The 13,544-nt window shown below is 40.2% G+C and carries 8 protein-coding genes, 2 tRNA genes and 1 pseudogene; 9 read left to right on the top strand and 2 right to left on the bottom strand.

Annotated features, from left to right (window positions below; translation table 11 throughout):
* Positions 1–67 precede the first annotated feature (67 nt).
* Both MMG00_RS08950 and MMG00_RS08945 read left to right on the top strand, forming a co-directional pair.
* Positions 68–143: transfer RNA gene (locus MMG00_RS08950), tRNA-Val, on the top strand.
* A 181-nt stretch (positions 144–324) separates the two neighbouring features.
* Positions 325–400: transfer RNA gene (locus MMG00_RS08945), tRNA-Val, on the top strand.
* A 609-nt stretch (positions 401–1,009) separates the two neighbouring features.
* On the opposite strand, the gene clcA is transcribed toward MMG00_RS08945, so the two are convergent.
* Entirely contained in the window at positions 1,010–2,389 is a 1,380-nt protein-coding gene (gene clcA, locus MMG00_RS08940) for a H(+)/Cl(-) exchange transporter ClcA (protein WP_242147523.1), read from the bottom strand.
* Positions 2,390–2,826: 437 nt separating this feature from the next.
* On the opposite strand from clcA, the gene trhP reads away from it, so the two are divergent.
* From trhP to MMG00_RS14310, 7 genes and pseudogenes are all read left to right on the top strand, one after another.
* A complete protein-coding gene (gene trhP, locus MMG00_RS08935) occupies positions 2,827–4,278 on the top strand; it encodes a prephenate-dependent tRNA uridine(34) hydroxylase TrhP (RefSeq protein WP_242147520.1) in 1,452 nt (483 codons plus the stop codon).
* Between the two features lie 224 nt (positions 4,279–4,502).
* Positions 4,503–4,892 carry a cupin domain-containing protein gene (locus MMG00_RS08930; RefSeq protein ID WP_242147519.1) on the top strand — a complete coding sequence of 130 codons (390 nt, stop codon included), beginning with the start codon at positions 4,503–4,505 and terminating at the stop codon, positions 4,890–4,892.
* A 42-nt stretch (positions 4,893–4,934) separates the two neighbouring features.
* Positions 4,935–5,738, top strand: a complete 804-nt coding sequence (locus MMG00_RS08925; protein WP_242153261.1) for an integrase core domain-containing protein — start codon at positions 4,935–4,937, stop codon at positions 5,736–5,738.
* A 73-nt stretch (positions 5,739–5,811) separates the two neighbouring features.
* Complete coding sequence (mqo, locus tag MMG00_RS08920; protein WP_242147517.1) at positions 5,812–7,308, top strand: malate dehydrogenase (quinone); 1,497 nt, start codon at positions 5,812–5,814, stop codon at positions 7,306–7,308.
* A 477-nt stretch (positions 7,309–7,785) separates the two neighbouring features.
* Positions 7,786–8,889 carry a glutamine-hydrolyzing carbamoyl-phosphate synthase small subunit gene (gene carA, locus MMG00_RS08915; protein ID WP_242147515.1) on the top strand — a complete coding sequence of 368 codons (1,104 nt, stop codon included), beginning with the start codon at positions 7,786–7,788 and terminating at the stop codon, positions 8,887–8,889.
* Positions 8,890–8,904: 15 nt separating this feature from the next.
* Positions 8,905–12,114, top strand: coding sequence for a carbamoyl-phosphate synthase large subunit (gene carB, locus MMG00_RS08910; RefSeq protein ID WP_242147513.1), 3,210 nt, complete (start codon positions 8,905–8,907; stop codon positions 12,112–12,114).
* Positions 12,115–12,206: 92 nt separating this feature from the next.
* Positions 12,207–12,462 (top strand): annotated as a pseudogene (locus MMG00_RS14310) (AEC family transporter); the annotation flags it as partial.
* Positions 12,463–12,725: 263 nt separating this feature from the next.
* Here the strand turns inward: MMG00_RS14310 and MMG00_RS08900 are convergent.
* Positions 12,726–13,496, bottom strand: coding sequence for a HugZ family pyridoxamine 5'-phosphate oxidase (locus MMG00_RS08900; protein WP_242147509.1), 771 nt, complete (start codon positions 13,494–13,496; stop codon positions 12,726–12,728).
* Positions 13,497–13,544 lie beyond the last annotated feature (48 nt).

Genomic DNA, 13,544 nt, shown 5'->3' with positions numbered 1-13,544 from the left:
TGAGAGAGCAAGCTTTAAAAGCTTCTTCTTAAATGACACCAAAAGGAACAAAATTGACGTTCCGATTGGGTGCTTAGCTCAGCTGGTAGAGCATCGCCCTTACAAGGCGAGGGTCGGGGGTTCGATCCCCTCAGCACCCACCAAATTTTAAAACCCTACAGAGCTGTAGGGTTTTTACTTCTAAACTAGAGATGGTTTAGTGAGATTAAAGGAAGATAACTCGTTATCATTTTTAATCAAAAAAGATTTGGTGATAGTGGTTAAAGTTTCAGCTTTTACCCTGTTGACAATCTTAATTCAGTGGAATAGAATATCTCTTCTATTGGGTGCTTAGCTCAGTTGGTAGAGCATCGCCCTTACAAGGCGAGGGTCGGGGGTTCGATCCCCTCAGCACCCACCAAATCAATAGGCAATAACCCTGCAAGAAATTGCAGGGTTTTTTGTTGTGCTTATTTTAAGGGATGACTTCTACATTTATCCATAATCTTTGTAAAAGTTAACTTTATAGTGAAACCGGTTTAAAAGTGACTAAATCAGGTTGTCGGCGCATCGGTTATGAGAAGCGCAGGAATAGTTCTATCCGGCAGCGTGCAAGCTAATTTGATACATAATCCGTAGCCTTAATTTTTTAAAAATAGTGTTTCTTAAACCGAATCTACAATATCGTACTTTCAGTTTAAAAAGGTCTATCGTGCGGCAAGAGAGTGCGTGCATTCTGTCTTACTATCTTGCTCGCAATTGATAGCTATTACGTATTAAATTCCGATACGAACTGAAAAAGGCTTAAAAACTGCTGGCACGTAATTTCAAAAAATAGGCAAGCATTCTACCCAGCTGCTCATCAACCTATTTTAGGAGGATGATTAACTAATAAATTTTGACCGCTGATTTTATTTGGAAATCACTATACATCACAGGTTTTTCTTAAACCAAGTCGACTTATACAAATGGTTTATTAAGTATCTTTTAGATGAAGGCGATGGATCAAGTTACGGGTTAATATAAGTGATTATTCAGGTGCTTTGCTTGGTATTGTGGTTTTATCATCATCTAAGGGGTTATTTAAAGGCTTGTGCGCTTTAAGTAACGTTTTTTCTAAAAGAACCGTATAGAGCGGATGCCCGCCAAAGAGTTGTGCAACAATGGTTGCGCCTAGGCAAGTGATCAGCATTGGTAAAATTAAGACAAAATTATCGGTAAGCTCTAATACTAAAATTGCCCCAGTTAAGGGGGCTCTTACTGTTGCGGCAAAGAGGGCGCCCATTCCTGCGATGGCAAAAATGCCGGCTTCTAAGCCATAGTTGGGAAATAGATCGGCTGCATATTCACCAAAAAATGCTCCTGATAATGTCCCTAATGCCAGAAGTGGAGAGAAGATTCCGCCCGGCGCGCCAGAGCTAAAGCTCACGATAGAGGTAAAAAAGCGAAGGATAAATAGAATTAAGAGGAGCTTAAGGGTAAAAGTCCCGTGGCTCCAACTATGAATAACATTAAAGCCTTCGCCAACGGTATTTGGCAGATAAAGAGCGATAAGACCACAGCTTCCGCCAATAAGCCCGCCTGTGAGAACAAACCTTAATGTTTTACCTTTATAAAAAGCTTGAAATCGATCTTGTAGAAAGAGGAGGGATTTATTAAAAAGAAGCCCAATAATTCCGATGATGAATCCCAAAATAATAAAAAGCCACAGTGAAGCAATGGGGGCTGCTTCAAAGATACCAATATTTAAAAGGGAAGCACTGCCATTGATCAGGCGATAAACAATAGTTGCCATCACAGCGCCGATCACCACGGATTTAAAGGAGATCAAACCATATTTAAATTCCGCTCTCATCTCTTCAATGACAAAGATAATGCCGGCAAGAGGAGCATTAAAAGCGGCGGATAATCCAGCAGCAGCGCCAGAAGCTAAAAGGGTGTGGCGATTATCTTTATCTTTAAGGCGAAAGAGATCACTAAACATCTCGGCAATATTGGCCCCTAATTGTACCGTGGGTCCTTCTCGGCCTAATACCATGCCAGATCCTAGAGTGCCAAACCCGCCAAAGAACTTTACAGGAATGACTCGCCACCAGCGAACAGGACGAAGATCTTCCAGCGCTCCTTCAATTTCAGGAATGCCGGAGCCCCCCGATTCTGGAGAAAAACGTTTCACGATATAGTAGGCAAACATGCTTAAAAAAGCAGAAGCAAAGAAGATTGCAATGGCAATTTGCCATTTTTCTGTGAAAAAACCTTCGATGCTAGAGACTCTAAAGGAGGAAACAAAAGCAACGCCCATCTGAAAAAGCACCCCGACTAATCCAGCAAGAGCGCCAATTACTGCTGAAAGTAGAAGAATGTGTAGTGGTGTTTTATCACTTTTAATAAGCTGTTCGATGAATTTCAAATGAGGGCTTCCTTGTCACGATAATATCTATTAATAATATTATCGCAGAATTGAATTAAGGGGATAGTAAAGATATTACTTATTAGTATTGATAGTGGGAAAAGCCTTTTATAAATCCTTTTTATAACGCTTTTTTATAAAGAGGGAGGGTATTAGCAATCATATTTAGCGTTCTAATACTATTAAAGGTTCTTCTGGTAAATATTCCTCGTAAATTTTCTAGTAAAAAATCCTCAATATAGTAAAATACGGCACGACTTGAATTTATCGCTCACCTGAGTGATTTTTCAATGAGCAGAAAGCCAGAAAATTTTGCGAAAGATTTGCCATAAACGTAGCTTGGTTCTACGTTTTTTGTTTTTCTGGCAACCCTAAATATGAATATTATTTTAAATTGAAATGCGGTAGATCGCTTTCCCCTGAAAGGAACTATTTAAATGTCCAAAAAAAGATCAGTCGAACTTCTTGCACCAGCAGGAACTTTTAAGAATTTACAATATGCGTATGCTTATGGCGCAGATGCGGTTTATGCCGGTCTTCCTCGCTATAGCCTTCGTGTTCGTAACAATGATTTCCGTAATACCGAGCGCGTTAAAATGGGGATTGATTATGCCCATGAACACGGCAAGCAATTTTTCCTTGCGGTCAATACTATGCCTCATGGTGGGAAGCTCAAGACATTCGTTGATGATATGTCGCCTGTATTAGAGCTTAAGCCTGATGCATTAATCATGTCAGATCCTGGTTTAATCATGATGGTGCGTGAACGTTTCCCTGATCAAGATATCCATCTTTCAGTGCAATCAAATGCGGTCAATAGTGCAACCGTTAAATTCTGGCAAAAGCAGGGGTTAACACGCGTGATTCTCTCTCGTGAGCTTTCACTCAATGAGATCGAAGAGATCCGTAATGAATGCCCAGATATGGAACTAGAAGTATTTGTTCATGGAGCACTCTGTATTGCTTACTCTGGTCGCTGCTTACTTTCAGGTTATTTTAACCACCGTGATGCCAACCAAGGAACTTGTACTAATGCTTGTCGCTGGAACTATGGTTTAACAGATAGCACAGAAACGCCGGAAGGAGAGTTAGTACCAGTTGGGACTGATATGCAGCGCATCTACCGTGAAGAGAGCCAGCATCCTAATATCGGTGTGAATCCTGTGACATTTATCCAAGATGCGATGAATGAAGTGGCATATACAGACCTTTCAACAGGGAAAGCTTATACCCCACATCCTGAAGCGATGAAGCCATATCTCATTCAAGAAAATGGTCAGCGTAAAGGTGACTGGATGGAAATTAGCGAAGATGAGCATGGAACTTATATCATGAACTCAAAAGATCTTCGTGCCATTCAACACGTTCAGCGTTTGATCGAGATTGGTGTCGATTCTCTTAAAATTGAAGGTCGCACTAAATCACCATATTATGTGGCACGTACAACGCAGCTTTATCGTCAAGCAATTGATGATGCTTTAGCAGGACGTGAATTTAACCCTGAGCTTTATGGGAAGCTTGATGGGCTTGCAAACCGTGGTTATACCGAAGGTTTCTTACAACGTCATGCACCGCATGCTTATCAAAACTACTTAACCGGTAACTCGATTCATTCCCGTCAGCAATATGTGGCAGAAGTGCTTGAATATGATGCAGAAACTGGTCTTTCTAAGCTTCAAGCGAAGAACCGTTTCTCAACAGGCGATCGTTTAGAAGTGATTCATCAACACGGAAACCGTGACATCGTAATGGGTGAGATGAAAACTGAAAAAGGCGAAGTGATCGATTCAGCGAAAGGATCTGCATATGTTGTATGGGCAGATATCGGACAAGCGGATGAAATGACAATGCTTGCACGTTACTTAGATAATGATGAGAATGTTGATTAATCTAAAGAGATAATCAGTTACCATTATTACCGCCAAAAAGCTTAGGAATATTTCTTAAGCTTTTTTTATTTATATTGATATTTTGCTTATAAATTAATGATTTAAAAAAGATAATGCGGGGTGGAAGCTCATTTAAAAATTATGGCATCTTTTTAGAATCACTTCCTGTAAATTGATAATAGTAAACTTACCATATCATCATTATTTTATAAGGAGCGAGCATTATGATTAGATGTATTAGAATGTGGACAGGAAGCGATGGAAACTCTCTCTTTGAGGAAGGAACTTTGGAAATGAAGGAGGGGGAGCGCGGAGATTTTATTGGTTTGCCGATTGAAGTGAATAAACTCTATTTTCGCGAAACAACTTCAGGAGGATCATTTGATTGGCATCAAGATCCAACCCCTCGCTTTGTGATTACGCTTTCCGGCACTTTAGAGTTTGAAACATTTACCGGTGAGAAATTTGTGATTAAACCTGGGGATATTTTACTCGCTCAAGATAATAGTGGGACAGGACATAAGTGGCGTTTATTAGATGATGCCCCATGGATTCGTGCTTATGTAGATTATGATGATGCTAAGAACTTAACATTTAAAGCTAATAATCTGTAGGATTTTATCGCGTTGTTTACAGTATTAGGAGAAAATACTGTTATGAATATCCATCGAAAAACAAAATTAACGCCGTTTCATCGAGAAGAGATTTGGCGATTACATCATCAAGAAAAATTTACCGTAACCTATCTAGCTGAGCGTTTTATGGTAAGCAGACCTACGATCTATAAAGTACTAAAACAAGGTAGATTGAACTTGTTTGTGCCATTAGCTAGTAAAAATGAACGTTATAGAACAATTAAGTATGGCATTAAACGTCTTGCAAAGATTGAAAAATCTATTGAAGAGAAACTTAAAAAGAGGGCTAAACGTTATAACAAAAACTATCCTGGCGAGATGGTCCATGTGGATACTAAACGGCTCCCTCTTTTAAAAGGAGATCTTAAAAATCGCACTAGAGAGTATTTATTTGTAGGAATTGATGATTTTTCAAGAGAACTTTATGCCGGTATTTATCCTGATAAATCACAGTTTAGTGCTGCTGAATTTCTTCGATGGGATCTGTTAGAACAGTGTCCCTATACTGTAGAATGCACCTATTCGGATAATGGTCGTGAGTATAAAGGTACATCAGAACATGCCTTTGTCGAAATGTGTCTAACACATAAGATTAATCAAAAGTTTACAAAGCCAGCTTGCCCTCAAACGAATGGAAAAGCAGAAAGAGTCATTCGAACACTCATGGAAATGTGGCATAATCAGGAGGAGTTTATCAGTTCAGATGATCGGAAAAAGAAGCTAAAACGATTTTTGAACTATTACAACACAGTAAAACCTCATAAGGGTATTAATGGTTTAACGCCTTATGAAGTTTTAGAAAATTATTTTAACACTGAAGTGTAAACAACCCGCCGATTTCTAACAAATAATCAATAATAATTGGCATGATTTACGATAAGCTTCATAAGGATGTGAGATGAAAAAACAGATAAGTAGTGAAACCGATATTATCTTAGTGGGCGCCGGTATTATGAGCGCCACTTTGGGTTCCTTTTTAAAAGAGTTAGATCCGACGCTTAAGGTACAGATATTTGAGCGCTTAAATCAGTGTGGTTTAGAGAGCTCTGATTCTTGGAATAATGCCGGAACAGGACATGCCGCAAACTGCGAAATGAACTATACGCCAGAGCTAAAAGATGGCTCTATTGATATTCATGAGGCACTTGAGGTGAATACAGAGTTTGATATCTCTCGCCAATTTTGGAGCTATCTTGTCAAAGAAGGGAAGATCCAAAACCCACAGGATTTTATCCATAGTTGTCCGCATATGAGCTTTGTGCAGGGGGCAGATAGCGTTGCATTTTTGAAAAAACGTTTTGAAAAGATGAGTGCAAGCCACTGTTATCATGGAATGGAATATACAGAAAGCCATGAGGAGATCGCTAAATGGACGCCGCTAATTACAGATGGGCGAGATCCTAATGAGCCTATTGCGATGACGCGTATGATTACTGGTGCTGATGTGGATTATGGCGCATTAACGCGAATCTTGATTGGCGCTTTAGAAGAGAGTGAGAATTTCACGCTCTCTTATCAGCAAGAAGTCATAGATATTGCGCGTGATAGTAATGGTCGCTGGCTTGTGACCGTGAAAGACACGGTATTAAAAGAGACGAAGGTTATTTCGAGTAAGTTTGTCTTTGTCGGTGCCGGCGGTAGAGCCATTGAGTTGTTGCAAAAATCAGGGATTCCGGAAGGTAAAGGCTACGGCGGTTTTCCGGTGAGTGGAATTTGGCTACGCAGTGATGAAGCATCGATTGTCGATCAGCACCATGCAAAAGTTTATAGTAAAGCGGCAAAAGGCTCACCGCCCATGTCTGTTCCCCATTTAGATACTCGCATTATTGGGGGGAATAAATCATTACTATTTGGCCCTTATGCCGGCTTTTCAACGAAGTTTTTAAAGCATGGCTCATATGCAGATCTCTTTAAATCCGTAAAACCTGGCAATATTTTACCAATGCTCGATGTGGCAAAGGATAATATGGGGCTTGTGGAGTATTTAATCGGTCAAGTATTACAGACTTCGCACCATCAATTTGCGGCGCTTCAATCCTTTTACCCTCAAGCCTTAAAAGAGAATTGGCGAGAAGTTGTAGCTGGGCAACGAGTGCAAATTATCAAACCAGATAAGCCTGAGAAAGAGGGCATTTTAGAGTTTGGTACAGAGCTCGTTTCAAGCAGTGATGAATCGTTAGTTGTTCTGTTAGGCGCTTCTCCCGGTGCTTCAACGGCGGCATTTATTGCCTTAAATGTATTGCAAAAATCTTTTAAAGAGCAACTTAGTGATGGTTGGGAAGCTAAATTAAAAGAGATGATTCCAACCTTTGGCATTGATTTAAAAGTCGATGCGGATGCGTGCCGTGCAACAAGAGAAAGTACGGCAAAAACTTTAGGCTTAGAGTTTATTTAGGACTAAGGCGTTTCTTTTTCTTCTTAAAAATGGCGCAATTATTTTTGTGCCATTTTTTATACTATTTTTAATAGCTATTTCTTCTTTTTCTGATTGGCTTTTTTAAAGGCTAAAAATAAAGCAGGGAAATATCAATAAGCGCCCAAAAGTTCGTGAAATCCATCTTTTGTCGAGCGCTGTTTTTATAAAAATTTGTGGGAGAAATCCAAATAATTTAAAAAAATTGAAGATTTTTCCAACCGCTCGGAAGGCTAGATATTTTGACCTATATCAAAATATCTAGGGCACTTAAAGTCTCTCTTTTAAAGGTCATCTTAGTAAAAAAATATTGTAGAAGTAGCCTTCAATCGTTATGATGAAATGCTTCTATGGCATTCAGAAGCTATGTCACAAAGCACGTAATTGCTCACTTTTGAGCGATCCGTGTTTTTTTTTGCCCAAAAAATATGAAATGGAATAATAAAGGAAAAAACAAAGATGACAAACCCCGCAACCTTAGTTTTGGCAGATGGCACAACATTTAGTGGTATCTCGATTGGGAAAGAAGGATCAACCGTTGGTAATGTCGTATTTAATACGGCAATGATCGGTTATCAAGAGCTATTAACTGATCCGGCATCTAAAGATCAGCTGATCGCATTTAGTTACCCTCATATTGGTAATACGGGCATTAATCAAGAAGATCGAGGATCAGATCACGTGCAAGCTGCGGGGCTTATTATTCGTGATTTACCGCTTTTTACGAGTAATTTTAGATCCGAAGAAAAGCTGGAGAGCTATCTTATTAGGCATGGGCTTGTAGCGATTGCGGGGATAGATACAAGGCGCTTAACGCGGCATCTACGAACCTTTGGGTCACAAGCTGGCTGTATTGTGACTGGAGAAAACCTTGATATTACAGCTGCTACAACAAAGGCGCAAGCATGGCAGATATCAGAAGTAGACGCGCTTACTTCTGATCATAAAGGCTATGATTGGTCTGAGGGGAAGTGGCAGTTAGGGCGTGGGTTTCATCAGGGGATTAGTGAAAAACCGCTTCATGTTGTGGTGATGGATTTTGGGGTAACTAAAGATATTTTACGCCATTTTGCAGAGAGTGGTTGCCACGTTACTGTTGTCCCTAGGTCAACAATGGCAAGTGAAATTTTAGCGCTTCATCCCAGTGGATTATTTCTCTCAAATGGTTCAGGAGACCCTTCTGCTTATCAAACTGTCATAACAGAAATTGCCTCCTTAATTAAGAGTGAAATTCCGCTTTTTGCGGTGGGATTAGGGCATCAGCTGTTAGGGATAGCGCTTGGCGGAAAGGTTACAAAATTGCCTCATGGTCATCATAGTGTGAACCATCCTGTGCAAGAGATTTTTTCAGGTAAAGTGATGATGACCTCTCAAAATCATCATTATGTGCTTTTGGAAGAGAGCCTTCCTGAAACGGTGCTGGTGACGCACCATTCATTGATTGATCATTCGGTTCAAGGAATACGATTACCGAATCAGTGTGTTTACTCTTTTCAGGGATATCCTGAAGGGGATGCCGCTTTTTTATTCGATCAACTCATTGATGCCATGTGGACTAAATAATTTCAGGAGCCAAAAATGCCAAAACGTACAGATATCAAATCTATTTTAATTATTGGTGCCGGCCCGATTGTGATTGGTCAGGCATGCGAATTCGATTATTCCGGTGCTCAGGCGTGTAAAGCGCTACGAGAAGAGGGGTATCGCGTCATCTTAGTAAACTCCAATCCAGCGACGATTATGACAGATCCTGAGATGGCAGATGCCACTTATATTGAGCCAATCTTATGGCAAACGGTAGAGAAGATTATTGAAAAAGAGCGCCCTGATGCCATTTTACCCAATATGGGTGGGCAGACAGCACTTAACTGCGCTCTAGATCTTAGCCGAAATGGAGTGCTTACAAAATATGGGGTAGAGCTTATCGGCGCCAATGAAGATGCGATTGATAAGGCGGAAGATAGAGGTCGTTTTAAAGAAGCAATGTTAAAAATTGGGCTCAATTCACCACAATCGTATGTGGTTCATACGATGAAGGATGCACTTATAGCGCAGGAGAAAGTTGGCTTTCCGACCCTGATTCGCCCCTCTTTTACGATGGGGGGATCGGGCGGTGGAATTGCTTATGATTTTGAGGAGTTTATAACCATCTGTGAGCGAGGATTTGATGCCTCGCCCACTCATGAACTGCTTGTTGAGCAATCTGTTTTAGGTTGGAAAGAGTATGAGATGGAGGTCATTCGCGATCAAAAGGATAATGCGATGATTATTTGCTCCATTGAAAACTTTGATCCCATGGGCGTTCATACGGGGGATTCTATTACTGTTGCGCCAGCACAAACGTTAACGAATCGTGAATATCAGATTATGCGAGATGCAAGCTTAGCGGTATTGCGTGAGATTGGGGTAAATTCAGGTGGTGCAAATGTGCAGTTCTCAGTTAATCCTGTTAATGGCGAGCTCATTATTATTGAGATGAACCCTCGCGTTTCAAGATCTTCCGCCTTAGCTTCTAAAGCAACAGGCTTTCCGATTGCAAAGATCTCAGCAAAGCTTGCGGTGGGTTATACGCTTGATGAGTTACAAAGCGATATCACTAATGGTAGAGCGCCCGTAGCTTTTGAGCCAACAATTGATTATGTGGTGACAAAAGTCCCCAGATTTGCTTTTGAGAAATTTCCTTTAGCCGATGATCGTTTAACAACGCAGATGAAATCGGTGGGGGAAGTGATGGCAATGGGAAGAACTTTCCAAGAATCTTTGCAAAAAGCATTATCTGGTTTAGAGACAGGATTATCAGGATTAAATCCCAAAAGCTGTAATCGAGAAGAGATTGTTGCCGAGATGAAAACGCCAAGACCTGATCGTTTGCTTTATGTGGCGGATGGGTTTCGTTTAGGAATGAGCCTTACTGAAATCCATGAAATATCTGCAATTGATCCGTGGTTTTTAGCACAGTTAGAAGATTTAATTAAGGAAGAGCGGGCGTTAACAGCATTGCTTGAGCAGTCTTCAAACTCTTTGGAATTGATGGATTACACAACATTACGCCGATTAAAGCGTAAAGGATTTACAGACTTTCGGATTGCTGATCTATTAAAGGTGAGTGAAAAAGCGGTTCGAGAAAAACGAGGAGCGCTCAATCTTCATCCTGTTTATAAGCGAGTAGATAGTAGCGCTGGAGAATTTGAGACAGATATTGCTTATCTCTATTCAACTTATGAAGAGGAGTGCGAAGCGCGCCCAAGTGATAGGCAAAAGGTGATGATTCTTGGCGGTGGGCCAAATAGAATTGGGCAGGGGATTGAGTTTGATTACTGCTGCGTGCACGCATCATTAGCGCTTCGTGAGGCGGGATTTGAAACGATTATGGTCAACTGTAATCCTGAAACAGTCTCCACCGATTTTGATACCTCAGATCGACTCTATTTTGAGCCTTTAACCTTGGAAAATGTATTAGAAATCATTCGTATCGAAAAGCCGATGGGCGTGATAGTCCATTATGGTGGGCAAAAGCCGTTGAAACTGGCGAGCGCTTTAACGACAGCGGGAGTCAATATTATTGGGACTTCAGCAGATAGTATTGATGCAGCAGAAGATCGGGAGAGATTCCAACAGATTTTACATCGTTTAGGCTTAAAACAGCCCCCTAATCGGATTGCGCATGATGAAGGAGAAGCGCTCGTGAAAGCCAATGAGATTGGTTATCCCTTAGTTGTGAGACCTTCTTATGTGTTAGGCGGAAGGGCGATGCAGATTGTGCATTCTGATGCAGAGCTTGAGACTTATATGATAGAAGCTGTCAAGGTTTCTGAAGAGAGCCCTGTTCTTCTTGATCACTTTTTAGATCATGCCATTGAAGTTGATGTTGATTGTGTTTCTGATGGAGAATTAGTAGTAATCGGCGGTATTATGCAACATATCGAGCAAGCGGGCGTTCACTCTGGCGATTCAAGTTGCTCATTGCCAGCATATTCACTCTCTCAAGAGATTCAAGAGGAGATTCGGCTACAGACAAAAGCGATGGCAAAGGCCTTAAATGTGATTGGTTTAATGAACGTGCAGTTTGCGGTGCAAGATGATGAAATTTATGTATTAGAGGTGAATCCTCGGGCCTCAAGAACCGTTCCTTTTGTCAGTAAAGCGACAAATATTCCGCTAGCGAAAATAGGGGCAAAAGCGATGGCTGGAATCTCATTAAAAGCGCAAGGCGTTACTTTAGAAACAATTCCAATGCACTATTATGTGAAAGAAGCGGTATTTCCTTTTATTAAATTTCCCGGCGTTGATGTGATCTTAGGACCTGAAATGCGCTCAACAGGAGAAGTGATGGGGATTGGAAAAACATTCCCAGAGGCTTTTTTAAAGGCGCAGCTAGGGGCAGGGGAGAGAATTGCTAAAGTTGGGAAGGTCTTCTTATCAGTACGAGATACAGATAAGCATGCTTTAGATCTTGTGGCTAAAAATTTCTTAGAACAGGGTTATGGCTTATGTGCCACGAAAGGAACGGCGGTATATCTTCAAGAGAAAGGCTTTTTTGTTCAAGTTGTGAATAAAGTCTTAGAAGGGGGGGATCATATTGTCAATGCGATAAAAGCGGGAGAAATTGCGATTGTCGTAAATACGACAAACAGTGATGTGCAAAGTATTCAGGATAGTCACACAATTCGAAGAACTGCGGTAAATCTTCGTATTCCTCTTTATACAACGATTGCCGGCGCTCTAGCAATCAGTGAGAGTGTACAAAACTTAAAATCCCAAGAAGTCTATGCACTACAAACTCTATAACAATTGAATATTATGAGATGATAGCCGTAATTAAAGGCTGAAAAACCAAAAGGATCTTTAGTAGATCCTTTTTTGTTGGGTAATACTTTGAAATAACTAGTGAAATTCTCTTCAATGTCTTTGTGAAGAACTTTGTGCAAGGTGCCATTATCTTGGGAACTGGGCTCTTGTTGTGGCTTTAATTAAGTTTATTAAAGTCTGCCTTTTTAATTGGTGTTTTGCCAACGGCAACCGTGGTTCCGGCGTTAGCAGTTGGTAATAAAGCATATGAAGATAACGGTATTATTAAGTACTTTGGTACGGTTAATATCGATTATTGTTGGTATTACGATCGTGGATTTGATGTAATATTTATAGATCATCACGAATCTTAAGGGCTTTAAATATTATAGTATCCTCGGTTTAAAAATTTACTGAACCAGATTGCCGGCGCATTGGTTATGAGAAGTGCAAGAATGGTTCTATCCGGTATTGTGCAAGCTAATTTGATACACACTCTGTACCCTTAATACGATCTAAAATAGTGCTTCTTAAACCGAATCGACCATAAAAAAGCCAAGAAGTGATTGTGAAATCATAGATTCTTGGCTTTTATGTATTAAGAAAGTTAATTATGCAGCTGCGCGTACTTTTTTCACCATATCTACAAGAAATACGCGAATATCTGTTGGGTTTTTCGCTTCTTGCTCAAAAGTGAAACGCTCGATTCTCTCATCGTGCGCAATAGCAAAACCATATTGGTCAATTTGCGTCATACGCACCTTATCTGGTTTTGAAACGTTAAAGCGTGTTTGCAAGAAGAGAATCAACGCTTCCATATGATCTTCATTCATATGAGTCATCATATCGTTTTCAGTTTCGGCATCAAAAATGGATGGTTGAACGATTTTGTCAAAATCAACCCAATGAATCTCCCCAAAGCCATTAATATAACGGCCTTTTTTGGGTTTGATGATATAGAAGTTAAAGTCATGAACTTCATGATAATCACGACTTTCAGGGAAGTAGCGCTCGTAGCGATCTGCTAAGAAGGGCACATCTTCTTCTTTTGCAAGCTCTGCATTGCCGGCAATGGTTAAACGCCATCCTTTTTGGATATTATCTTGATCAATATTATGCAGCGTTAATGAAACCTTAGGGTTTTCATTAATATTTTTAGTATGCTGCGCAAGATCACTGATTAAGACAACGATTTCATTATTTTGATTTAAGCAAAAAGGTACTACAGAGCCAAAAGGGTATCCTTCAAGATCTAAAGTATCACGCATAACGGTTGATAATACGCCATTAAAATTACTTAAAATATGCGTTCTTGAATCATCTGCGGCTTGCTGTTTAGTATAGATTTGCACGAGGTTATTATTAGTCGTTATATCTGACATCTCTGATATCTCCTTAAATGTCTGGTGATTTACATGACAACTTTTTTA

It is taken from the genome of Ignatzschineria rhizosphaerae (assembly GCF_022655595.1).
GTDB lineage: Bacteria > Pseudomonadota > Gammaproteobacteria > Cardiobacteriales > Wohlfahrtiimonadaceae > Ignatzschineria > Ignatzschineria rhizosphaerae.
The sequence above is the reverse complement of the archived record's forward strand: the minus strand, read 5'-3'. Positions and strand labels throughout refer to the sequence as shown.

What these genes read in the sequence shown, in the direction of transcription:
- carB (WP_242147513.1), top strand. Translation starts at nt 8,905, where the DNA reads ATGCCAAAACGTACAGATATCAAATCTATTTTAATTATTGGTGCCGGC.
- mqo (WP_242147517.1), top strand. Translation starts at nt 5,812, where the DNA reads ATGAAAAAACAGATAAGTAGTGAAACCGATATTATCTTAGTGGGCGCC.
- carA (WP_242147515.1), top strand. Translation starts at nt 7,786, where the DNA reads ATGACAAACCCCGCAACCTTAGTTTTGGCAGATGGCACAACATTTAGT.
- trhP (WP_242147520.1), top strand. Translation starts at nt 2,827, where the DNA reads ATGTCCAAAAAAAGATCAGTCGAACTTCTTGCACCAGCAGGAACTTTT.
- MMG00_RS08900 (WP_242147509.1), bottom strand. Translation starts at nt 13,496, where the DNA reads ATGTCAGATATAACGACTAATAATAACCTCGTGCAAATCTATACTAAA.
- MMG00_RS08930 (WP_242147519.1), top strand. Translation starts at nt 4,503, where the DNA reads ATGATTAGATGTATTAGAATGTGGACAGGAAGCGATGGAAACTCTCTC.
- MMG00_RS08925 (WP_242153261.1), top strand. Translation starts at nt 4,935, where the DNA reads ATGAATATCCATCGAAAAACAAAATTAACGCCGTTTCATCGAGAAGAG.